The sequence below is a fragment of the Micromonospora sp. DT46 genome (genome assembly GCF_049841735.1).
Taxonomy (GTDB): Bacteria; Actinomycetota; Actinomycetes; order Mycobacteriales; family Micromonosporaceae; genus Micromonospora; species Micromonospora reichwaldensis.
Genome location: NZ_JBNCKW010000004.1, coordinates 631,777 through 652,831, shown reverse-complemented (window position 1 = coordinate 652,831; position 21,055 = coordinate 631,777). Strand labels below are relative to the sequence as shown.

The following is a 21,055-nucleotide window of genomic DNA, read 5'->3' as shown; positions in this document are numbered from 1 at the left end:
GGCACCCGATCACGTTCCTCGGGCCGAACCTACTCCCGATCGTCGCGGACGACCGGGGCCGTCGGGCGGTTATCGCGGGCGGCGAGGGGTAGGCGGGGGCACGGTTCGACGCTCGGACGGGAGTGCGCCATGAGGATCAGCCATCTGCCGCTGCGGGTCAGCATCGGCGCGTTCGTCCTCAACTCGGGGATGGGCAAGCGGTCGCTGGAGGGGGAGGCCGCGCAGGGCATGCACGGGATGGCCGTGGGCGCCGTCCCGCAGCTCGGCAAGCTCGATCCGGACCGGTTCGCCCGGCTGCTCTCCCGGGCCGAGATCGCCCTGGGCGCCGCGCTGCTCGCGCCGTTCGTACCGTCGGCGCTGGCCGGTCTGGGGCTGGCGGCGTTCGGCGCGGGCCTGGTGCAGCTCTACCTGCGGACGCCGGGGATGCGCGAGGCGGGCAGCCTGCGGCCCACCCAGCAGGGCATCGGCCTGGCCAAGGACGTCTGGCTGCTCGGGGCCGGCCTGACCCTGGTGCTGGACGACCTCACCCACGGCCGCCGACGGCACTGAGGTCTTGCGCCGGCGGCGCGGGACCACGCCCGCGCCGCATCGCGCCGCGCCCCGGGAGGGCGGTGGGCGTGACACGGCCGGTGCGGCGGGTCAGGTCGGCGTCGCGGCGGGTGTCCGCGCGGCGAGCTCGCGGCGGGCCGCGTTGCGGTAGCGCAGCACCTGGACCGCGCCGAGCGCCCAGAGGACGTACTGCACGGCGAAGGCCCACCGGAAGGCGGTCAGGTCCGGGGTGGCCCGACCGGCCGGGGTGGCCAGGTCGAGCACCACGCCGACGGCCAGCACCAGCACGATCGAGGCGACGAAGCCGCCGACGTTGACGACCCCGGTGGCGCTGCCGATCCGGTTGACCGGGTTGAAGCTGCGCGCGTAGTCGAAGCCGATGAGGGAGGCCGGGCCGTTGACCGCGAGCACCAGCACCAGCGTGACCAGCAGCCAGCCCGGCGCGCGTCCCGGCCAGGCGAGCACGACGGCCCAGACCACGGCGGTGGCGCCGGTGATCGCGAAGACCAGCACCGAACGGTGGAACGGGTGCCGGGCGCAGAGGTGCGCCACCACCGGCCCGGTCAGCAGCATGGCGGCAGTCATCAGGGTGAGCAGCGACGCCGCCCTGGTCGGGCTGAGCCCCTGCCCCTGCACCAGGAACGGGTACCCCCAGAGCAGGGCGAACACGGCGCCGGAGAACTGGGTGACGAAGTGCGTCCAGAGCCCCAGCCGGGTGCCCGGCTGGGCCCACGCGGCGGCGAGTTCCCGGCGGACGTCGGTGAGGGTGGGCGCCGCGCCGGCCGGGACCGGCCCGCCCGGGGTGTCCCGGACGGCGACGACGACCATCAGCAGCACGGTCGCCCCGACCGCCCCGGCGGTGAGGAAGGCGGGGGTCCAGCCCGCCGAGTGCAGCAGGGCCACCAGCGGTACGGCGCCGAGGATCGCCCCGAGCTGGCCGAGCGTGCCGGTGAGCTGGGTCATCATCGCGTAGCGCCGCCCCGGGAACCACAGCGCCACGATGCGCAGCACGCTGATGAACGTCATGGCGTCGCCGAGGCCAATCAGCACGCGGGCGGCGATCGCCAGGGGCACGTCGGTGGCCAGGGCGAAGCAGAGCTGGCCGGCGACCATCAGCGCGCCGCCGGCGATGAGCAGCCGGCGGGACCCGAACCGGTCGAGCAGCACGCCGACCGGCACCTGCATCGCCGCGTACACGGCGAGCTGGGCGACGGAGAAGGTGGCCAGCGCCGAGGCGTTGACCTCGAAGCGGTGTGCCGCGTCGACGCCGGTGACGCCGAGCGAGCTGCGGTGGAACACGGCGGCCACGTACGCGGACACGGCCACGCCCCAGACGAGGCCGCCCGCCGAGCGGAGCGGGGCGAGCGGCGCGGGCAGCACCCTCACCGCAGGGACCGCAGCACGGCCGCGGCGTTGTCGATGTGCGCGGCGACGGCGGCGAGCCAGCGCCCGGGGTCGTCGGAGTCGAGTGCGGCGAGCTGGTCGGCGTGCTCGGTGAGCGCCGTCTCGGCCCAGCCGGGCGAGAGCCGGAAGCTGGCCTCCCCCATCCGCAGCTGCCGGTCGCGCAGCCGCTGGTACAGCTCGGCGAGGATCTCGTTGCCGGCGGCGTCCACGACGGTGGCGTGGAACGCCCGGTCGGCCTGCATCAGCGCGGCCAGGTCACCGGCGGCGTGCGCGTCCCGCATCTCGGCCAGCCGGGCGGCGAGGTCGCCCCGCAGCACCGCGCGCCGGGGCCAGACCCGCTCGGCGGCGTGCAGCTCGACCAGCCGCCGCGCCTCGATCACGTCGGTGATCTCGCGGGCGGAGACCGGGCGGATCAGGGCGCCCCGCTTGGGGTAGAGGCGGACCAGTCCCTCCGCCTCCAGGCGGAGCAGCGCCTCCCGGACCGGGGTGCGGGAGACCCCGGTGGCCTCGGCGATCTCCCCCTCGCTGACCAGCGACCCGCCCGGGTGGATCTGCTCCAGGATCTCGCGCTTGAGGTGCCGGTAGGCGCGTTCGGCGGCCGAGGGCGCGGCCGTCCGGCCCGACGGGGAGGGATGCGTCATGTATCTATGGTGGGCTCCGCCTCCTCGGCGCGCCCCGCGCCCCCGCCGGGGGTGGCGCGGGCCACCGTCAGCGGGGATGGAGCGTCAGCAGCCCGTCGCCGTCGACGGTGAACCCGCGCGCGAACGGTGGGCCGAAGCCGCCGAGCAGCCCCGCCAACCAGCCGACCTCGTCGGGCGCGGCCCGCTCCAGCCGCATCCGGCGCATCCGTACCGGGGCCGCCCGCAGGCCCCGCAGCGCCCCGGTGTCCGCGTCGAGGGTCGGCAGCCAGAGCAGCCGCAGCTCCGGGCGGTACGCCTCCCGCCCGCCGATGCCCTCGTAGTCGTCGACGAGGTCGCCGCAGCCGTAGAGGATGAGCCGGTCGCGGTACACCTCGACGGGGCGGGGATGGTGCGACGAGTGGCCGTGCACCACGTCCACGCCGGCGTCCACCAGCCGGTGGGCGAAGTCGACGTGCGCGGGCGGCACCTCGTACCCCCAGTTGGTGCCCCAGTGCACGGAGACCAGCACCCGGTCCCCCGGCCCGGCCACGGCGGCGATCCGTCCGGCCAACGCGTCCGCCGAGGCGACCGAGACCTCCGGCAGGTACGCCACGCCGGGCGACCCGGCGGTGGCCGCCCAGGGCGGGGGCACCCCGCTGGACGGTACGGCCACCGACCAGACGAGCAGCCGGCCGCCCCGGCCGAGCAGCACCCGGGCGGGCCGCCAGGCCGACGCCGCATCCCGGCCGGCGCCGGCGGTGGCGATGCCGGCGTCGGCCAGCGCGTCGAGGGTGTCGGTGAGCCCGACCGGGCCGAAGTCGAGGCTGTGGTTGTTGGCCAGGGCGCAGACGTCGAGCCGGGCCGCGGCGAGGCAGGACAGGTTTCCCGGGTGCATCCGGTAGTGGATCGCCTTGGCCGGTGCGTGCTCGCCCCGGCCGGTCACCGCGGTCTCCAGGTTGACCACGCGGGCGTCGGGCCGCAGCTCGTCGAGCAAATGCAGCGCCTCGCCCCACGGCCAGGCCGGCGGCGCCGGGCGCGGGACCGGCCCGTTGGCGTCCCGGGCGAGGTCGACGTAGTCGCGGGCGTCGCGTACCGCCGGTTCGCGCAGCTCGGGCGGGCCGGGCGCGGGCAGGATCGCGTCCACGCCCCGGCCGGTCATCACGTCGCCGCCGAGGAAGAGGGTCAGCTCGGGCACCCGGCCCGCTTTCCCCGTCGCGCCGCCGGCTCACCTGCCGGCGGCGTCCGCGCCGGCCTCGGCCCAGAAGTCGACGAGCAGGCGGTGGAACTCCTCGGCGCACTCGATCTGCGGCATGTGCCCGCAGTCGGCGAACAGGTGGGTGCGGGCGCGCGGCAGCCGGGACCGGGCGGCGTCGAGGTGCGCCGCCGGCAGGATCAGGTCCCGGTCGCCCCAGACGACCAGGGTGGGCACGTCGAGCCGTTCCACCTCGGCCAGCAGCTCCTCGCGCCACTGCGGGCTGACGCCCCGGAAGGTGCCGAGGCTGCGCGCGGTCTCCAGCATCACCCGGGCGGCGTACGGCTGGCGGGCGACCGCCAGGGCGTGGGCGACGCGTTCGGCGGTGGCGAGGGCCGGGTCGTGGAAGAGCGACAGCTCGGCGCGGCGGGCGGCCCAACGGGTGGGCCGCAGCAGCAGCCGGCCCAGCGGGCGCAGCGCCAGCAGCCGCAGCGCGATGGTCACCTCCCGGCCGAAGCCGGCGCTGTTGACCAGCGTCAGGCTGGCCACCCGGGCCGGCTCGGACGCCGCGAGGCGCATGGCGACCGCGCCGCCGAGGGAGTTGCCGACCACGTGCGCCGGCTCCTCGACGCCGACGGCGTCGAGGTAGTGAGCGGCGAACTCGCCCAGCGCCGGCAGGGTGCAGGGGCGGGCCATCGGCAGCGAACCGCCGTAGCCGGGCAGGTCGACGCTGTGCACCCGGAACCGCCCGGCGAGCAGCTCGTGCAGCTCGGTGAAGTCGCGCAGGGTGCGGCCGATGCCGTGCAGCAGCAGCACCGGCGGCCCCTCGCCGTCGACGCGGTGGCACACCCGCCGGCCGTCCACGCTCACGTGCCGGCGTCCGGCCGGGGCGCTCACGCCGGTCCTCCGGCCGGGTCGGCCGCCGGGGGCGCCTCGGGCTGGCGCTGCGCCGGGACGGGCGATCCGGTGGTGAGCCGGCGGGTGGCGTCGCCCGCGACGCGGTCGAGCGCGAAGGCCACGACCCGCTGGTACGACACCGGCGCCACCCGGGCCAGCAGGTCGGGCAGCTTCGCCGACCAGCCGATCAGCACCCGGCCCCGGCGGCGGTGCACGCCGCGCAGGATCACCTCGGCGGCCCTCGCGGGGTCGATGGTCAGCAGCTTCTCGAACTGCCGGCGGCCGGTCTCGAACTCCTCGGCGGGCACGCCGGCGCCCACGCGGGCGTTCTGCGCGATCCGGGTGCGGATGCCCCCCGGATGCACGCAGGTCACCCCGATCCCCTCGCCGGCCAGCTCCTGGCGCAGCGCCTCGGTGAAGCCGCGGACGGCGAACTTGCTGGCCGCGTAGGCGGTCTGCCCGGCCGGGGCGATGATCCCGAAGAGGCTGGAGACGTTGACCAGGTGCGCGCCCGGCTCGACCCGCAGGGTGGGCAGCAGCGCGTGGGTCAGCTGCGCCACGGCCCGGAAGTTGACGTCGACGACCCAGCTGAACTCGTCCAGGCTCACCTGGTCGAACCGGCCGCCCAGCGCCACCCCCGCGTTGTTGACCAGCAGCCGGAGCGCCGGGTGCCGCCGGCGGATCTCCTCGGCCACCCGCGCGGTGGCGGCGGCGTCGGCCAGGTCGACCACGTAGGCGGTGAGCTGCCGGTCGGGGTGCGCGGCGCGGACCGCCGCGACGACGGCGTCGAGGCGCCCGGCGTCGCGGTCGACCAGCACCAGGTCGCTGCCCCGGCGGGCCAGCCCGTGCACGAGGGCCTCGCCGATCCCGCTGGCGGCGCCGGTCACCACAGCCGTGCCGCCGATGAAGACGAACCTACGCACGGGCGGTCCTCCGTTCCGGTGTGCCGGCGCGGGAGAACCGCACGCCGGGGTCGGTGAGCCGGCCGTGCCGCATCAGCAGGACGTCCCGGGGATAGTTCTGGTGCAGCCGCCACGGTGCCCGGGTGCCCTGCTTGGGCAGGGCGTCGACGCTGCGCAGCACGTAGCCGGCCGTCAAATCGATGATCGGCTCCAGCTCGCCGTCGGGCGGCGGCAGCGGGGTGACGACCTGCTGGCCGGTGCGGTCCAGGTGCCGCAGCAGCCGGCAGACGTAGGTGGCCACCAGGTCGGCCTTCAGCGTCCACGAGGCGTTGGTGTAGCCGAGGGTCATCGCGAAGTTCGGCACCCCGGAGAGCATCATCCCCTTGTAGGCGACGGTGTCGCGCAGCTCCACCTCGGCGCCGTCCACGGTCAGCGTCATGCCGCCGAGGGCGAGCAGGTTGAGCCCGGTGGCGGTGACGACGACGTCCGCGGCCAGCTCCTCGCCGGAGCCGAGCCGGACGCCCCGCTCGGTGAAGGTGTCGACGGTGTCGGTGACCACCGACGCCCTCCCCCGCGCCACCGCGGTGAACAGGTCGCCGTCGGGCACCACGCACAGCCGCTGGTCCCAGGGGTCGTAGCGGGGCGAGAAGTGCCGGTCGACGTCGTAGCCGGCCGGCAGCCGGCCCCGGGCGGCGCGCAGCAGCAGCCGCCGGACCAACGCGGGGGCGCGCCGGCTGAGCTGGAAGTTGGCGGTGGAGAGCAGGACGTTCTTCCAGCGCACCACCGGATACGCGGCCTTCGCCGGCAGCCAGCGCCGCAGCGCGTCGGCCAGCACGTCGCGCGACGGCAGCGCCAGGACGTACGTGGGTGAGCGCTGGAGCATGGTGACGTGGGCGGCCCGCTCGGCCATCGCGGGCACCAGGGTCACTGCGGTGGCGCCGCTGCCGATCACCACCACCCGCTTGCCGGTGTGGTCGAGGTCGGCGGGCCAGTGCTGCGGGTGCACGATCCGCCCCGCGAACCGCTCGGTGCCGGGGAACCTCGGGGCGTACCCGGCGTCGTAGTGGTAGTAGCCGGCGCAGGTGAACAGGAAGGAACAGGTCAGCGCGACCGTCTCGCCGGTGTCGTCGCGCTGGGCGTGCACCGTCCAGCGGGCGCTCGCGCTGTCCCAGTCGGCCCGCAGCACCCGGTGCCGGAAGCGGATGTGGTCGGTGACGCCGTACTCGTCGGCGGTGCGGCGGACGTAGTCGCGGATCGAGTCGCCGTCGGCGATGGCCTTCGGGTCGGTCCACGGCTTGAAGGAGTAGCCGAGGGTGAACATGTCGGAGTCCGACCGGACGCCGGGATAACGGAACAGGTCCCAGGTGCCGCCGATCGCGTCGCGGGACTCCAGCACCGCGTACGTCTTCTCCGGGCAGTTGCGGCGCAGGTGGCAGGCGGCACCCACGCCGGACAGGCCGGCGCCGACGATGAGCACGTCGACGTGTTCGGTGGCCATCTCGTCTCCGTCCGCGGGTGTGACCGGACACTAGCCACGGCTGTCGAGGCTCGTCAACACCCTGTCGAGTCGGATCGACACGGTGTTGATCCGGTGTAGAGTCCCCGGGCATGACACCCGCCCGTACGGCCACCGGCAGCGCGACCGGGCGCGGACGGCGCGCGGCGCGCTCCGTCGGTGACGAGCGGGAGCTGGCCATCCTGGCGACCGCCGAGCGGCTGCTGGGGCAGCGGGCCTTCGCCGACATCTCGATCGACGACCTGGCGCGCGGGGCGGGCATCTCCCGGCCCACCTTCTACTTCTACTTCCCGTCCAAGGACGCGGTGCTGCTGACGCTGCTGGACCGGGTCATCGAGGAGGCCGACGCCGCCGCCGGGAACGTGCTGGAGCGGCTGGCCGAGGACCCGCCGGCGCGCTGGCGGGAGCTGATCGACCGGTTCCACGAGACGTTCGGCGCGCACCGCGCGGTGGTGCTGGCCTGCGCCCAGGTGCGCGGCACCAACGCCGAGGTGCGCCGGCTCTGGGCGAGGGTGCTGGAGCGCTGGGTGCACGCGATCGAGACCGCGATCGTGGCCGAACGGCGGCGCGGGGCCGCCCCCGACGGCGTGCCGGCCCGTGACCTCGCCATCGCGCTCAACTCGATGAACGAGCGCGTCTGGTACGCCACCTTCGCCGGCGACGGGCCGGCGGTGGCCGAGCGCGACGTGGTCGACGTGCTGCGCGACGTGTGGCTGGCCGCGATCTACCGCGGCACCGCTCCCCCGCCGGCCTGACCACGCCGGACGGCGGGGTGTGCCGGCACGACCTCGAGGTCGTGCCCCCACCCACGTGCCCGGTTACCGTTGATCTCTCCCGTCGGCGACCCGCCCGGCCTTTCGTCCCCCTGGAGGAGACTTGCGCCCGACCAGCACCCCGTTCTCCGCCGAGTTGCGGGCCGCCAGCGCCGAGGCCCACCAGGGCGCGGAGTCCCAGCGGTACGTCTCCGCCCTGGTGGCCGGCGAGCTGGACCGCGCCGGCTACGCCGCGCTGGTGGGGCAGCACCACGTGATCTACGAGGCGCTGGAGGGCGCCGCCGAGGCGATGCGCCACGACCCGCTCGCCGGCCCCTTCGTTGACGACGCGCTGACCCGGCTGCCCGCCCTCGCCGCGGACCTGGAGTTCCTGCTCGGGCCCGACTGGCGCCGACGGATCGACCCGACCCCGGCGACGGTCGCCTACGCCGGGCGCCTCGGCGCGGTCTGCGCCAGCTCACCGGAGCGGTTCGTCGCCCACCACTACACCCGCTACCTCGGCGACCTCTCCGGCGGACTGCACATCGGACGGTCCCTCGCCCGGCACTACGGGCTGACCGGGGACGCCGGGGCGGCGTTCTACCGGTTCGACCGGATCCCCAGCCCGAAGGCGTACAAGGACGCCTACCGGGCAAGGCTGGACGCCCTCCCGCTCGACGAGGTGGGTCGGGCCGCGCTGCGGGCCGAGGTGCTCGTGGCGTACCGGCACAACACCGAGGTCCTCGCCGCCCTGTCCCACCTCGTGCCGGCCACGGACGTGGAGGTGGCCGCGTGACCGCCCCGTTCGGCGCCGACGTGGTCGCCGCCGTCTGCCGGCACATGAACGACGACCACGCCGGGGACTCGCTGCTCATCTGCCGCACGCTCGGCGGGCAGCCGGCGGCCACCCGGGCCCGGGCCACCGGCCTGGACGCCGAGGGGATGGAGTTCGCCGTGACCGTGGACGACATCGAGGTCCCGGTGCGGGTGCCGTTCGCCCACCGGCTGAGCGAACGCGCCCAGATCCGGCAGGAGGTGGTGCGGATGTACCGGGAGGCGTGCCAGCGGTCCGGTCTCCCACCGCGCCCGGCCGGCTGACCGACCGGCGGTCGCAACGCCACGTCCGATCGCCGCCAGCGCCGGCCGGCCGGCTCCCGGATAGTCGGCTCCGGTGGCGCGACGCACGGTCGCGCCCTCGGTGGAAGGTGGACGGATGCACGCGCCTTCCAGGTCGAGGTGCTGCGCGCGTACGTCGAGCAGGACCTCGTCATCCCCGGGACGAGCCACGTCGACCCGCTGCGCTGGGATCTGTTGATCATGAAGTTCTGCGAGTTCTTCGGCGGCGGGCACCACGTGCACCCGTCCCGACTCGCGGAGGGCTGGCAGATGCCCCACCGGCTCGGCGCGGCGTCGCGCTGACCGGTGGGCGGCGCGGCCGGTCCCACGCGGCACTCCACAGGGGACGGTGGCGGGGCGCCGGTCGTCGCCGGATTGTGCGACCCTGGGATCGACTGCCCGGGTCACCGGAGGTGATGGCCACGTTACGACTGTGCGAGCTCGTCGCCGTGCCCGGCGCCGCCGCGGTGACCCTCGACGTCGCCGCCGGTGCCACGGCCGCCCTGGCCGCCGCCCCGCCGATCGGCACCGCCGTCGCCCGGGTGGTGAGCGGGCTGGCCCCGCCGGTCGCCGGCCGGGTCCTGGTCGGCAACCGGGAGGTGACCACCCTGGCACCGCCGCAGCGCCGCATCGCCTACGTGCCGGCCGGCGGCGCGCTGCTGCCCCACCTGAGCGTGCGCCGCAACATCGCCTACGGCCAGCGCCGACGGGAACGGGTGCGGGACATGGCCGACGCGTGGACGGCGACGGTGGTCGACCGGCTGGAGCTGGCTCCGACGCTGGAGCTGCGACCGCACCTGCTGTCGGAGGCGCAGCGGTTCCGGGTGGCGCTCGCCCGGGCGGTGGCCTGCCTGCCCGAGGTGCTGGTGATCGACCTGCCGACCGGACCGGCCGGCGGTGGGCGGCTGACCGACCTGGTCGGCAGGCTCTCCTCGGCGAACACGCCGGGGGTGGCGGTGCTGGTGTGCACGGCCGACCCGGGCTCCCTGGCCGACGTGCCGGTCGTCGCCGAGGTGGGCGGGTGACGCCGGTGGGCCGGGCCGCGCCGGCGGCGCGGCTGAGCCGCCGCACCCTGCTGCGGGCCACCGCCGCGCTCACCGCGACGCCCGGCGCGGGCTGCGCCGCCACGCCGCCGGCGGTCCAGGTCGCGGTCGTGTGGAGCGGCGGCGAGCTGGCCCGTTTCCGCGAGGTTGTGGGCAACTACGGCGCCGACGTGCAGGTGATCAGCGCCGGCAACGACATCGACGCGTTCCTGCGCGCCCGCCAACTGGCCGGCACCAGCCCCGACGTGGCGATCCTGCCCCGGTCCGGGCTGGTCGTCGAGTACGCCCGGCGCGGCTGGCTGCGCGAGCTGACCCCCGCCACCAGCTACGCCCTCCCGCCCGGCATGGCCGACCTGCTCTCCGCCGACGGGCGCCGCTACGGCGTCTGGGTCAAGGCGGCCCACAAGTCGCTGTTCTGGTACTTCCCGTCGATGCTCCCCGCGCCGCCGCGCACCTGGGACCAGCTCGTGACGCTCACCCGGCGGCTCGGCGCGCGGGCCCGCTCGGGCGACGGCCCGGCGCCGCTGGCCGTCGGCGCGGCCGACGGGTGGGTGCTCACCGACTGGTTCGAGAACGTGCTCGCCGACGTGGCCCCGCCCGGCCACTACGAGGCGCTGGCACGCGGCGAGGCCGACTGGCGGAGCCCGTCGGTGCACACGGCGCTGGACCGGCTCGCCGAGCTGTGGGGCGTCGACGGCGCGTTCCCCGGCGGCGGTCGCCGGGCCCTGCTCACCCAGTACGAGGAGTCGGTGATCCAGGTGGTGCACCACCGGCGGGCCACGATGCTCTTCGAGGCCGACTTCGTCGACGACGTCAGCCGCCGGTTCCGCCGGGGCCCGGAGCAGCCGGAGACCTTCCGCTTCCCGGGCGCCCGGGTGGCCGACGGCCCGCTGATCGTCGGCGGTGACGCCGCCGTGGCGTTCGCCGGTTCGGCCCGTGGGGCGGAGCTGGTGCGCTGGCTCAGCGGCGGCTCCGCCTTCCAGCCGTGGCTGCGCGCCGGCGGCTACCTCTCCCCCAACGTGTCCGTGCCGCTGGGCGACTACCGCGATCCCGTCCGCCGCCGCCTCGCCGCCGAGCTACGCACGGCCGAGGCGGTGCGCTTCGACCTGTCCGACCGGCTGCCGGGCCCGTTCACCGGCTCCGACGGGGTGGGCATCTGGCGGATCATGCAGGACTTCTTCGCCGACGTCACCGACGGGGTCCCCGCCGGCAGGGCGACCCGGCGGGCCGTCGGGCAACTGGCGGCGGCGGCCCGGTCGGCGGGCGGCGGCCGATGAGCCGGGTCCTGGGCGAGCTGGCGGTCCTCGACGACGTCGGGCCGCCCCGGCGCGGGCGGGCCTACCCGGCGGCGGGGGCCACCTCGGCGCTGCTGCTGCCCGCCCTGCTGCTGCTCGGCGGGCTGGTGGCGTGGCCGGTGCTACGTACGCTGCACGCCAGCGTCACCACCGACGGCCGGTGGGTGGGCGCGGAGCACTTCCGCACCGCGCTGGCCGCGCCCGGCACCGGCGCCGTGGTGGGACGCACGCTGCTCTGGGCGCTGCTGGTGCCGGCGGTGGTCACCGTCCTGGGCTACCTGCTCGCCGCCGCCTCGCGCCGCTCGCAGGAGGGCGGGCTGGTCCGCCTCATCCTGGTGGTGCCCACCGCGCTGCCGCTGGTGGTCACCGGGGTCACCTTCCGGCTGATGTACGACCCGGACCCGGAACGCGGGCTGGCCACGCTGGTCGCCGCGACGCTGACCGGCCGGTCGGCGGCCGACGCCCCGCAACTGCTCGGCCCCCGCCTGGTCACGGTGGCGCTGATGTCGGCGTTCGTGTGGGCGTGGGTCGGGCTGGCCGTGCTGGTGTTCCGGGCCGCCCTCGACGCGGTGCCGCCCAGCCTCGCCGACGCGGTGCGCGCCTACGGCGGCAACCGCCGCGACGTGCTCTGGGACGCGCAGTGGCGGCCACTGCTGCTGCGCACCGTGGCGGTGGTGTTCACCCTGGCGGCGCTCGGCACCGCCCGGACGTTCGACCTGATCCTGGTGATGACGCCCGGCTCGGTGCGCGACGAGGCGTCGGTGCTCGCCCTGCGGGTCTGGCAGACCTCCAACGGCGCCACCACCGGCGAGGGCGCCGCGCTCGGCGTGGTGTGGCTGGTGGCGGTGGCCGCCGGCATGCTGGTAGCCGCGCTGTTCGTGCGGCAGGCGTGGCCGCCGCCCCGGGACCCGGTGCCCGTCGCGCCCGAACCGGTGGCGCCCGCGCCACGCCGGACGATCCGGCTGCTGGTGGCGGGCGCGGCGGTCGCCTGGCTGGTGCCGCTCGGGGTGCTGCTCGCCACCTCGCTGCACGGGACGGTGGACGCGGCGGCCCGGGGCTGGTGGTGGAGCCCGCCCGGCCTCGACTCCTACCGGGACCTGCTGACCGGCGCGGAGCTGTGGCGCACACTGGGCTTCACGCTGGTGCTGGCGACCGTGGTCACCGCCGTGGTGCTGGGCGTCGCGCTGCTCGCCGCGTACCCGCTGGCCTGGCTGACCGGGCCACCCGCCCAGGCCACCGGGCTGCTGCTGATGGCCGCCAGCATCGTGCCGGTACAGGTCATCGCCGGGCCGGTCAACGAGGTGCTCGGCGTGGTGCTCTCCTCCGGCACGGCGCGTGGCCTGGCGCTGGTGCACGTCGCGCTGGGCGTGCCGTTCGCCGTGCTGGTGCTGCGCAACGCGTTCGCGGACCTGCCCGCCGAGCAGGTACGCGCGGCCCGGGTGGGCGGGCGGCACTGGTGGGGCACCCTGCGGCTGCTCGCCCGGCACAACCGCCCGGCCGTGGTGGCGGTCGCGGTGCTGGAGTTCGTCCAGGTGTGGAACGACCTGGTGGTGGGTCTGCTGTTCAGCGGTCCGGGCGCGCTGCCGCTGGGGCTGTTCCTCGCCGGCCAGACCCGGGGCTTCGCGGCCAACAGCGGGGCGCTCGCCGCCGGCTCGGTCATCGCCTCCGTCCTGCCGGTGCTGCTGGTGGTTCTGGCCCGCCGCCAGCTCGTCGCCGGCCTGGTCGCCGGGGGCGTGCGGTGACGGGGCCGGCTCGCCGCTCGCGGCGGCCCCGGCGGCTGAGCCTGCTGCTCGCGATCGGCGGCGTGGTCGGCGGCACGGTCAGCGCGGTCCTCGGCAACGTCACCGGCAACCTGCTCTCCGAGCTGTCCGTAGCCCAGCTCGGCTCGGCGAGCGCCGGGGTGATCGTGCTCGGCCTCGCCGCCGCGATGATCGTGGAATGGCGCCGCCAGCGGCAGCAGGCCGCGACGCCGGACGACACCGAACCGCCGCCCGTCGCCGGCGCGCCCACCCTGCCGTGGCCGGCCGGGTTCACCGGGCGGGCCGGGCACGTCGACGCGATCATCGACCTGTTGGAGAAGGAGCATGCGGTCGCGGTGGTCGGCCGGCGGGCCGTCGGCACGTCGGCCTGCGCCATCCAGGCCGCCAACCTGTGCCGGGACGACTTCCCGGACGGCCAGTACTACCTGGACCTGCGCCGGGGCGGCCGGCGGCACGACGCCCGGCAGGTGCTGACCGCGCTGGCCCGGATCCTCGGCACCCGGCCGCCGGCGTCGGGGCGCGCCGACGACCTCGCCGACGCCGTCGACGAGCTGAGCGGCCAGCTCGACGGCCGGGCGACCCTCGTGGTGCTGGACAACGTGGACGACCCGGCCCAGGTCCGGCCGCTGCTGCCGCCGACCGCGCGGACGTGCCGCCTGCTGCTGGCCGGCACGGGAGCGTTGGCCGCGGTGGACGGGGTGGTGGCGCACGGGATCGCCGAGCCGGACGCCGACGACGCCGTCGAGCTGTTCGCCGCCGCCGGCGCCGCCGCGCCCGTCGCCCGGCCGCACCGCCCGGACCCGCGCACCGACCCGGCGGTACGCGACCTCGTCGAACTCTGCGGGCGGCAGCCCCGCACGGTCGCGGAGCTCGGCCGGCGTACGGCGCAGCACGGGTGGCGGCACACCGACGTGCTCGACGCGCTGCGCCGCGCCGTCGACACGCCCCCGCACCAGCACGTCGCCGCCTCCCCGGCGACCCTGCTGGTGACCGCGCGGGACACCGCGTACCACGCGCTGGGCGGCGAGGCAGGACGGTTGTGGCGGCTGATGTCGCTCAGCCCGGTGCCGCTGGACCGGCCGACGATCGGGGCGCTGGCCGGCCGCCGCCCGGACCGGGTGGCCGCCCTGCTGCACGAGCTGGCCGCCGGCGGGTTCGTCACCGGCGCGCCCGGGGACCGCTACGAGGTGCGCCCGCTGCTGGCCCCGTACGCCCGGATGCACCTGCGCGACGCGGAGCCGGCGCGGCGGCGGGTCGCCGCGCAGGCCCGGCTCACCCGGCACCTGGCCCGGCGGGCCGAGCGGCACGCCGCGAGCCTCGCCGTGGTCGGCTCGCCGCCGGACCGGGAGCCGACGCTGGCGCTGGACGACGACCCGTACGGCTGGTTCGACCTGCACCAGGAGCTGCTGCTGGCCGTGGTCAGGGTGCCGGCGGGCGCGGCGGAGACCCTGCCGCGCCGGGTTCGCCGCTGGTGGTTCCGCCTGGCGGTGGCGCTGTGCGGCTGGCTCGCCCACGCCGAGCGCCTCGACGAGTGGGCGGAGGTGTGCCGCACGGTGCTCGCCACGCCCACCGCCGACGACCGGCCGGAGATCGCCGGCTGGGCGCACAACGAACTGGGGGTGCTGCGCCGCCGCCGGGGCGACCCGCAGGCGGCGGCGACGGCGCTCAGCCTCGCGGTGGCGGAGCGGGGCCGGCGCGGCACCGCGCAGGCGCGGATGAACCTGGGCCTGGTGCTGCTGGACCTGGGGCAGTTCGACGACGCGGTGGAGCACCTGGAGCTGTCGCGGCGGCACCGCTCGGCGGCGGACCGGGCCGGGCACGCGCTGACCGATCTGGGCCTGGGCGCCGCCCGGCTGTCCCGGGGGGAGCTGGAGGTCGCACACCGCCACCTGGTCCGCGCGGCGAACGCCTTCCGCGCGCTCGGCGACGCCCGGGGCTACGCGGCGGCGCTGACCAACCTGGTGCTGGTGCACGCCGGGCTCGGCGAGCACCTCGACGCGGCGCAGTCGTGGCGGGCGGCGCTGCGGGAGTACGAGTCCGTGGCCGATCCGACCAACCGGGCCGCCGCGCTGCTCAACGCGGGTGCCGCGCTGTTGTCCACCACGCCGGCCCAGGCCCGGCAGGCGTACGAGCTGCTGGCGGAGAGCCTGCGGCTGCGCGACGGGCGGCCGACGGCCGGCCTGGGGCGGACCCTGCTGCACCTGGGCGACGCGGCGGCGGCCCTCGACAACGCCGACGAGGCCCGGCGGCACTGGGCGGACGCGGCGGGCGTGTGCGAGGAGGCGGGGGACGTCGACGGTCAGGCGGCGGCCGACGCCCGCCTGGTGGGCAGCGACGCGCCGGCCTGAGCGGGGTCGACGGCGGGGGCCCCACGCGGGGCGGTCACTCGGCACGCCAGACGGCCTCGCGGGGCGGCCCGGGCTCGGCCCAGCACAGCCCGCCCTTCGCCACCACGCCGGGCACCCCGTCGACCATCCGGCTGATGTCCACCACGGACGCCAGCGACATCACGACGTCGTTGCGTAGGTCCGCCACCGCCGTGTCGAGGTCGTCCTCCTCCGCCGACCAGTCGATGTCCGCGGCCCGCAGGTCGGCGACCGCGTGGTCGGTGAGCGCCTGCGGGTCGGTCACGGCCACCGTGAGCCGGCAGTACAGGTGGAGGATGAGCGGTTCGGGGGCGTCGACGTCAGTCACCGCACCAGCATGACCCACGCGCCACCGATGAGAAACGCCAGCGGCCGCGCGGCCGGCACCGGGTCGTTTCCGGGGGCAGGACGCGTTGCTGCGAAAAAGCCGTCGGATGCCTACCGCTCGGCACCGCGAGCTGCTACACCTTGGCTCACTGCCCTCGGCGCCCCTGGCACCGCCGACGCACGGAGGTCACATGACCACGCTGATCCTCAAGGTTCCGGTCGCCGACGGCGGCGACGAGTACGTCGAGGTCGAGGCGGAGCGTCGGGACCTCGGGAACATCGAGTTGGTGGCGACGGGCGACGGAGGCGCCCCGTGGGCCGGCGTCACGCTGACCAACTCGCTGGAGCGGGTGCTGCCCGCCGTGCGCGCAGTGGTCGCCGGGCTGCGGGCGGCGGCGTCCACCCCCGACGAGATCTCCGTCGAGCTGGGGCTGACGGTGGGCGGGGAGACGGGTCTGATCTTCACGAAGGGGACCGCCGAGGCGACCTTCAAGGTCAGCCTGACCTGGCGCCGTCCCGATGCTCCTGCGCCCGCCAGGTCAGCCGCCGCGGAGGCGCCAGCGGTGTGAAGCGGTCGCTGTCGCGCAGTTGCCGGTACTGGCGCACGCCGATCGGGGCCTCGTCACTCGGCATCCGGTCGGCGTCGGTGTAGAGCTTGCCGCCGAGGTGGTCGATCTCGTGGGCCACGCTGCGGGCCAGGGCCCCGGTCAGGACCACGTCCCGGTCGTCTCCCTGCGCGGTGCGGTGCCGCACACGCAGGCCGTAGGGCCGCCGGACCCGGCCCCGCACGTCAAAGAAGCTGAGGCAGCCCTCGAAGTCCAGCACCTCCTCGTCGGTCCGCTCGACGACGCTCGGATTGACCAGCTCGAGGTAGTCGTTCGACCCCGGCTGGCGGACGATCGCGATGGCGTACGCCATGCCGAGCTGCGGCGCCGCTATCCCCATGCTGACCTGCGGCTTGAAGGCGTGGTAGCGGTTGACCCAGCCGGCCACCCGGCGCAGATGAGCAAGGACCCGCACCGCCAACTGCCGGTCGTGGGGCGAGTCGAAGTCGATGAGCCGCGTCCTCGTCGGCAGGTTCGACGACTCGCGCCCACGGGCCGGCTCGCGCAGCTGCCGGATGCCGAACTGCCGCAGCACGCGTGCCGCGTCGTCGCACTCGCTGCTGTCGGGGATGCGGCGCCAGAAGAACCAGTCCAGTCGGACGCGGCGTTCCTCGGCGAGGTTCTCCTCCTCGGCGCTGCGGTCCCAGGAGTAGACGATCCGGTCACCCTCCACCCGTGTCTCGACGTCGGAGAGCGGTTCGAGGTCCGTCTCCGACGGCAGCGAGGTCATGCCCCAGCACTCCGGCTCCAGCTCGGCCGGCAGGTACGCCTCGATGGAGAGCCGGTCGGTGTTGGGCTTGACGTTGCGCTTGTACCACTGCCCCCAGATCTCGTCGCTGACCCGGTATCGGTACTCGATGACCGCCTGCTGGCCGGGCGTCAGCAGCCCCGATCCGGGAAAGCAGAGGTCGAAGTTGATCTCCTCATGGCGCACCTTCGTCGCCTTGACGTCCATCGGCCTGGTCCGGTCGTCGACCGTGCACCAGGCCTGGAGCCCGATGTCCCGGACCGGGTCGCCGACGCTGAGCGGATGCCGGGCGTGGTGGCGCAGGTTGCGGGACGCCTCGTCGTTGAGGAAGCGTGCCACCGACACCTTCATCTCGTACTTGGCGCGGGGACTACCCCCGCCGTGGCGCAGCAGCCGGCGCTGTCGCAGCGCGTAGTGGCTGCCGTCGTAGTGCACCTCACCGTGGTCGTGCAGCAGCGCCAGACCGGGGCGGGCGGTCGCGACCGCCGCCAGTGCCCGTTCCAGCAGCGCGCCGTCGAGCACGAGCACCTCGGCGGAACCGTCCGTGGTGATGGCCTGGAGCATGCCGAACACCAGCGAGGTGGCCGGGTCCCAGACCGGCCCCCCGCTGAACCCGGACTGCACCCGGAAGACCCGGAGCACCGTCTCGTCGACCTGGAGCCGGTGCTTGCCGACCGCGCCGAGCAGGCTGCCCCGCACGTGCCGTCCGAGGTCACGGCCGTGACCCGGCCCCCACATCTGCACGGCGGCGTTGTAGCGGTCGTTCAGGTCAGCCCTGATGCGCAGCGGCTCCGCGCCGCTGCCGCCCAGCCCTTCGCCGAGCCGGAGCACCGCCACGTCCCCGACGTCGAAGCTTTCGCCGGTGGGCAACCACGCCACCACCTCGGCACTGCGCTCGATCCAACTGTTCGGCGGCCCGAGCAGCGCGAAGCGGAGGGAGACGCGGATGTTCCTCGGCACGGGCTCCGCGTGCCGCGCCGGCCGACCGAGGGCCGCGTTGACCACGTGGGCACAGGTGATCATCAAACGCTCCCCGACCAGGAATGCCAGCCCGACGCGCTCGGCATCGCGTCGACCGAGCACGAAAGCGATGGCGCGCTCGACCCGGTACATCACCGGGACCTCCGTTCCGCTGCGGATTACCGATCCTATCGGCAATCACCGTTCCCGCCATGTCCGAATGTTGACCGGGAACGTCGAGGAATGGAGCATGGCAGTGGTGAGGAAGTGGGCCGTACTCTTCGATCTCGACGGCACCCTGGTCGACACGGCACCGCTGTGGCGGGCCGCGTTCACCGCGCTGATCGGTCGACGGCAGGCCGTGCCGGCAGGGGCGCTCGACGGGCTGCGCGGACTCACGGCGCTGGAGGCCGTCCGCACCGTGCATCGCCGCCTGGGCTGGTCGGAGGCGGATCCCACCAACGACACGGCCTGGGTGGAGCGGTTTGTACGACGGCGCCACCTCGACGGCATGGCGCGATGGGACGGTTTCGGGCTCTGCCTCGTCGCGGACCTGCGACGGCACGGCGTGCCGGTCGGGCTCGTCACGTCGAGCAGCCGGGAGATCGTGAACGTGCTGCTGACTCACAATGACGTTCCCCAATTCGACACCATCGTCTGCGGCGACGACGTGATTCGGGCGAAACCCGCGCCCGATCCCTATTTGCTCGGCGCGCACCGGCTGCAATTTCCACCGTCTCGATGCGTTGTCGTGGAAGATTCACCAACGGGAGTCTCCAGCGCGATTGCCGCCGGCTGCCCGGTGGTGATGGTCGGCGACGGATCGCCGGTCGCGCCCGGCCGACGGCTGGCCGACCTCACCGTGGCGCTGCTGTCCGCCGCGGCGCCACCCGGCAGCCCCGACCGGGAACCACGATGACGACCGTCCGGGGCGGCCGACGACTTCGCTTAGGGCTTGACCTAAGTGTTCGGCGCGGGCATACTTAGGTGCATGCCTAAGCAATCGGGCGGCGGAGCCGGAAGCGACGACGGGACCCTGGACGGCGTGTTCCACGCGCTGTCGGACCCGACCCGCCGCCGGGTCGTCGAGCTGCTCGGCCGGGGGCCCGCGACAACCAGCGAGCTCGCTCGTCCGTTTGACATGGCACTGCCGTCGTTCACCCAGCACCTGGGCGTCCTCGAGCGCTCCGGCCTGGTGACGTCGGAGAAGAAGGGGCGCGTGCGGACCTACCGGCTCGCCCCCCAGCCGCTCGAGCACGTCGACACCTGGCTCGCCGGTCAGCGCGCGACATGGTCCCGGCGCCTCGACCAGCTCGACTCGTTTCTCCACGACCTGAAGGAGCAGCAGACATGACCGCCTACCCGAGCGTGAACCCGAATCTCGACCTCGTCCTGGAGCGCACCGTCGACGTCGCGCCCGAGCTGGTCTGGAAGGCCTGGACCACGCCCGAGCTGATCGTGCAGTGGTTCGCCCCGCGGCCCTGGTCGACCTCGTCCTGCGAGATCGACCTCCAGCCCGGCGGCAGGTTCAACACGGTGATGCGCTCGCCCGAGGGCGAGGAGTACCCGAGCACCGGCTGCATCCTGGTCGTCGAGGAGGGCTCGACGCTGATCTTCACCTCGGGGCTGGGCCCCGGCTTCCGCCCCCAGGTGGTCAGCGACGACCTCCCGTTCACCGCGATCATCAAGCTCGAGCCCACCGGCACCGGCACGAAGTACACGGCCACCGCGATCCACGCCGACGCCGCGGCGAAGAAGTCGCACGAGGAGATGGGCTTCGCCGAGGGCTGGAGCGCCGCGCTGGACCAGCTGATCGAGGTCGTCAAGGGCCTCTGACGGACGCGGCGACGGGATGCGGGCCCCGCCGTACGGACCGGCCGCCGAGCCGGGGGCACGACCGGCTGGTCCCGCATCCCGTCGCCCCGCCGGGGCCGGTCGCGCAAGCCGCCAGGCAGCGGCCCACAGCGACGGCGGCCGTCAGATGTTGGCGGAGTCCGCCGGCACGTCGGTCGGCAGGGCGGGTGCGCCGGCCAGCGGGGCCTCCGTGCGGCAGGACGACCCCACGGTGTAGGCGGTCATCGACAGCGACCCGTACGCGTACCCGTCCACCAGCACCTCCGCGCCGTTGCCGGCGGCGCCGGCCAGGCCGGCGAGGTAGAGCAGCGGAATGAAGTGGTCCGGCGTCGGTACGGCCCGGCCGAAGTCACGGTGGGCGTCCAGCGCGGCCGCCTCGGTCGGCTCGCCGAGCATGACGTCCTTCGCCGCCTCGTCGAACCGCCGCGCCCAGTCGAAGCCCTCGTCGACCATGCGCGGGTCCACCCCCCGCAGGTTGTGCACCACGTTGCCGCTGGTCACGACGAGCACCCCGCGCTCGCGCAACGGGGCGAGCCGCGCGCCCAGGTCCAGGTGGTAGTCCAGGCCCTTGAACGCGTTGATGCTCAACTGGACGACCGGGATGTCCGCGTCGGGAAACGCGTGGGTGAGCACCGACCAGGTGCCGTGGTCGATCCCCCACGAGTCGACGTCCGCCCCGACCCAGGTGGGGTGGACCACGTCGGCGATCTCCTCCGCCAGCTCCGGCAGGCCGGGCGCCGGGTAGCGGACGTCGAACAGCTCCGGCGGGAAGCCGTAGAAGTCGTGGATCGTCCGCGGCCGGGGCATCGCGGTGACGGCGGTGGCGCCGATGTACCAGTGGGCCGACACGACGAGGATCGCCCGGGGCCGCGGGACCGCCCGCCCGAAGGCGCGCCACGCCTGCGTGTAGCGGTTGAGTTCCAGCGCGTTCATCGGGCTTCCGTGACCGATGAACGCGGCCGGCATCACCGCCGGGACGGTCTCGCTGCTCATGCTGCTCCCCCAGGCTCACGGTGAGGCGAGCGTAACCGCTGTCGCGGGGAGCCGCCGGTCATCGCCGGGGGGGGGGGGCCGGGGGAGGGCGCCCGGGGGGGGGGGGGAGGCCAGCGGGCGAGCGGAAGGGGGCAGGGGGGGGGGGGGCGGCGCCGG

21 protein-coding genes and 1 pseudogene are annotated in these 21,055 nt (G+C 75.2%); 13 read left to right on the top strand and 9 right to left on the bottom strand.

What is annotated here, in order from left to right:
* Positions 1-129: 129 nt before the first annotated feature.
* A complete protein-coding gene (locus ACLQ20_RS14265; protein WP_358118231.1) occupies positions 130-549 on the top strand; it encodes a hypothetical protein in 420 nt (139 codons plus the stop codon).
* Positions 550-639: 90 nt separating this feature from the next.
* Here ACLQ20_RS14265 and ACLQ20_RS14260 read toward each other — a convergent pair whose 3' ends face one another.
* From ACLQ20_RS14260 to ACLQ20_RS14235, 6 genes are all read right to left on the bottom strand, one after another.
* The gene (locus ACLQ20_RS14260) at positions 640-1,935 is read right to left on the bottom strand and encodes an MFS transporter (RefSeq protein ID WP_358118233.1); all 1,296 of its coding nucleotides are present in this window, start codon (positions 1,933-1,935) and stop codon (positions 640-642) included.
* Positions 1,932-2,594, bottom strand: a complete 663-nt coding sequence (locus ACLQ20_RS14255; protein WP_425855895.1) for a GntR family transcriptional regulator — start codon at positions 2,592-2,594, stop codon at positions 1,932-1,934. The genes ACLQ20_RS14260 and ACLQ20_RS14255 overlap by 4 nt, the downstream gene beginning before the upstream one ends.
* Before the next feature lie 67 nt (positions 2,595-2,661).
* A complete protein-coding gene (locus ACLQ20_RS14250) occupies positions 2,662-3,768 on the bottom strand; it encodes a CapA family protein (protein ID WP_425855894.1) in 1,107 nt (368 codons plus the stop codon).
* 30 nt (positions 3,769-3,798) lie between these two features.
* A complete protein-coding gene (locus tag ACLQ20_RS14245) occupies positions 3,799-4,662 on the bottom strand; it encodes an alpha/beta fold hydrolase (RefSeq protein ID WP_358118237.1) in 864 nt (287 codons plus the stop codon).
* Positions 4,659-5,585, bottom strand: coding sequence for an SDR family NAD(P)-dependent oxidoreductase (locus ACLQ20_RS14240; protein WP_425855892.1), 927 nt, complete (start codon positions 5,583-5,585; stop codon positions 4,659-4,661). Before ACLQ20_RS14240 ends, ACLQ20_RS14245 begins: the two co-directional genes overlap by 4 nt.
* Positions 5,578-7,062, bottom strand: coding sequence for a flavin-containing monooxygenase (locus ACLQ20_RS14235; protein ID WP_425855889.1), 1,485 nt, complete (start codon positions 7,060-7,062; stop codon positions 5,578-5,580). The genes ACLQ20_RS14240 and ACLQ20_RS14235 overlap by 8 nt, the downstream gene beginning before the upstream one ends.
* Positions 7,063-7,172: 110 nt before the next feature.
* Here ACLQ20_RS14235 and ACLQ20_RS14230 point away from each other — a divergent pair, with 110 nt between their 5' ends.
* The 8 genes and pseudogenes from ACLQ20_RS14230 (at position 7,173) to ACLQ20_RS14195 (ending at position 15,394) form a co-directional block, all read left to right on the top strand.
* Entirely contained in the window at positions 7,173-7,835 is a 663-nt protein-coding gene (locus ACLQ20_RS14230) for a TetR/AcrR family transcriptional regulator (RefSeq protein WP_151453678.1), read from the top strand.
* 121 nt (positions 7,836-7,956) lie between these two features.
* Complete coding sequence (locus tag ACLQ20_RS14225; RefSeq protein WP_425855886.1) at positions 7,957-8,628, top strand: heme oxygenase (biliverdin-producing); 672 nt, start codon at positions 7,957-7,959, stop codon at positions 8,626-8,628.
* Positions 8,625-8,930 (top strand): DUF2470 domain-containing protein, encoded by a 306-nt coding sequence (locus ACLQ20_RS14220; RefSeq protein WP_132239689.1) that lies wholly within the window; start codon positions 8,625-8,627, stop codon positions 8,928-8,930. Before ACLQ20_RS14225 ends, ACLQ20_RS14220 begins: the two co-directional genes overlap by 4 nt.
* Positions 8,931-9,047: 117 nt before the next feature.
* A pseudogene (locus ACLQ20_RS14215) lies at positions 9,048-9,251 on the top strand (flavin reductase family protein); the annotation flags it as partial.
* A 113-nt stretch (positions 9,252-9,364) separates the two neighbouring features.
* Positions 9,365-9,973 (top strand): ATP-binding cassette domain-containing protein, encoded by a 609-nt coding sequence (locus tag ACLQ20_RS14210; protein ID WP_425855884.1) that lies wholly within the window; start codon positions 9,365-9,367, stop codon positions 9,971-9,973.
* Complete coding sequence (locus tag ACLQ20_RS14205) at positions 9,970-11,268, top strand: ABC transporter substrate-binding protein (RefSeq protein ID WP_425855882.1); 1,299 nt, start codon at positions 9,970-9,972, stop codon at positions 11,266-11,268. The genes ACLQ20_RS14210 and ACLQ20_RS14205 overlap by 4 nt, the downstream gene beginning before the upstream one ends.
* Entirely contained in the window at positions 11,265-13,028 is a 1,764-nt protein-coding gene (locus ACLQ20_RS14200) for an ABC transporter permease subunit (RefSeq protein ID WP_151453674.1), read from the top strand. The genes ACLQ20_RS14205 and ACLQ20_RS14200 overlap by 4 nt, the downstream gene beginning before the upstream one ends.
* A complete protein-coding gene (locus tag ACLQ20_RS14195) occupies positions 13,025-15,394 on the top strand; it encodes a hypothetical protein (RefSeq protein WP_425855879.1) in 2,370 nt (789 codons plus the stop codon). Before ACLQ20_RS14200 ends, ACLQ20_RS14195 begins: the two co-directional genes overlap by 4 nt.
* Positions 15,395-15,428: 34 nt before the next feature.
* Here the strand turns inward: ACLQ20_RS14195 and ACLQ20_RS14190 are convergent, their stop codons facing one another.
* Positions 15,429-15,740, bottom strand: a complete 312-nt coding sequence (locus ACLQ20_RS14190; protein ID WP_425855877.1) for a hypothetical protein — start codon at positions 15,738-15,740, stop codon at positions 15,429-15,431.
* A 190-nt stretch (positions 15,741-15,930) separates the two neighbouring features.
* Here ACLQ20_RS14190 and ACLQ20_RS14185 point away from each other — a divergent pair, with 190 nt between their 5' ends.
* The gene (locus ACLQ20_RS14185; RefSeq protein WP_327028402.1) at positions 15,931-16,308 is read left to right on the top strand and encodes a CU044_2847 family protein; all 378 of its coding nucleotides are present in this window, start codon (positions 15,931-15,933) and stop codon (positions 16,306-16,308) included.
* On the opposite strand, the gene ACLQ20_RS14180 is transcribed toward ACLQ20_RS14185, so the two are convergent.
* Complete coding sequence (locus tag ACLQ20_RS14180) at positions 16,235-18,115, bottom strand: peptide deformylase (RefSeq protein ID WP_425855875.1); 1,881 nt, start codon at positions 18,113-18,115, stop codon at positions 16,235-16,237. The genes ACLQ20_RS14185 and ACLQ20_RS14180 overlap by 74 nt on opposite strands.
* Between ACLQ20_RS14180 and ACLQ20_RS14175 the strand changes: the two genes are divergently transcribed.
* The 3 genes from ACLQ20_RS14175 to ACLQ20_RS14165 all read left to right on the top strand — a co-directional run bounded on the left by ACLQ20_RS14175 (position 18,108) and on the right by ACLQ20_RS14165 (position 19,888).
* Entirely contained in the window at positions 18,108-18,971 is an 864-nt protein-coding gene (locus ACLQ20_RS14175) for an HAD family hydrolase (RefSeq protein ID WP_425855873.1), read from the top strand. The genes ACLQ20_RS14180 and ACLQ20_RS14175 overlap by 8 nt on opposite strands.
* 72 nt (positions 18,972-19,043) lie before the next feature.
* The gene (locus ACLQ20_RS14170) at positions 19,044-19,406 is read left to right on the top strand and encodes an ArsR/SmtB family transcription factor (protein WP_151453670.1); all 363 of its coding nucleotides are present in this window, start codon (positions 19,044-19,046) and stop codon (positions 19,404-19,406) included.
* Entirely contained in the window at positions 19,403-19,888 is a 486-nt protein-coding gene (locus ACLQ20_RS14165; protein WP_151453669.1) for an SRPBCC family protein, read from the top strand. The genes ACLQ20_RS14170 and ACLQ20_RS14165 overlap by 4 nt, the downstream gene beginning before the upstream one ends.
* Before the next feature lie 141 nt (positions 19,889-20,029).
* On the opposite strand, the gene ygiD is transcribed toward ACLQ20_RS14165, so the two are convergent.
* Positions 20,030-20,899, bottom strand: a complete 870-nt coding sequence (ygiD, locus tag ACLQ20_RS14160) for a 4,5-DOPA dioxygenase extradiol (RefSeq protein WP_327028405.1) — start codon at positions 20,897-20,899, stop codon at positions 20,030-20,032.
* Between the last annotated feature and the right edge of the window lie 156 nt (positions 20,900-21,055).

Excerpts from the sequence above, each read along its gene's own strand:
- ACLQ20_RS14265 (WP_358118231.1), top strand. The coding sequence starts at position 130 with ATGAGGATCAGCCATCTGCCGCTGCGGGTCAGCATCGGCGCGTTCGTC.
- ACLQ20_RS14255 (WP_425855895.1), bottom strand. The coding sequence starts at position 2,594 with ATGACGCATCCCTCCCCGTCGGGCCGGACGGCCGCGCCCTCGGCCGCC.
- ACLQ20_RS14235 (WP_425855889.1), bottom strand. The coding sequence starts at position 7,062 with ATGGCCACCGAACACGTCGACGTGCTCATCGTCGGCGCCGGCCTGTCC.
- ACLQ20_RS14230 (WP_151453678.1), top strand. The coding sequence starts at position 7,173 with ATGACACCCGCCCGTACGGCCACCGGCAGCGCGACCGGGCGCGGACGG.
- ACLQ20_RS14210 (WP_425855884.1), top strand. The coding sequence starts at position 9,365 with ATGGCCACGTTACGACTGTGCGAGCTCGTCGCCGTGCCCGGCGCCGCC.
- ACLQ20_RS14200 (WP_151453674.1), top strand. The coding sequence starts at position 11,265 with ATGAGCCGGGTCCTGGGCGAGCTGGCGGTCCTCGACGACGTCGGGCCG.
- ACLQ20_RS14185 (WP_327028402.1), top strand. The coding sequence starts at position 15,931 with ATGACCACGCTGATCCTCAAGGTTCCGGTCGCCGACGGCGGCGACGAG.
- ACLQ20_RS14180 (WP_425855875.1), bottom strand. The coding sequence starts at position 18,115 with ATGATCACCTGTGCCCACGTGGTCAACGCGGCCCTCGGTCGGCCGGCG.
- ACLQ20_RS14170 (WP_151453670.1), top strand. The coding sequence starts at position 19,044 with ATGCCTAAGCAATCGGGCGGCGGAGCCGGAAGCGACGACGGGACCCTG.
- ACLQ20_RS14165 (WP_151453669.1), top strand. The coding sequence starts at position 19,403 with ATGACCGCCTACCCGAGCGTGAACCCGAATCTCGACCTCGTCCTGGAG.
- ygiD (WP_327028405.1), bottom strand. The coding sequence starts at position 20,899 with ATGAGCAGCGAGACCGTCCCGGCGGTGATGCCGGCCGCGTTCATCGGT.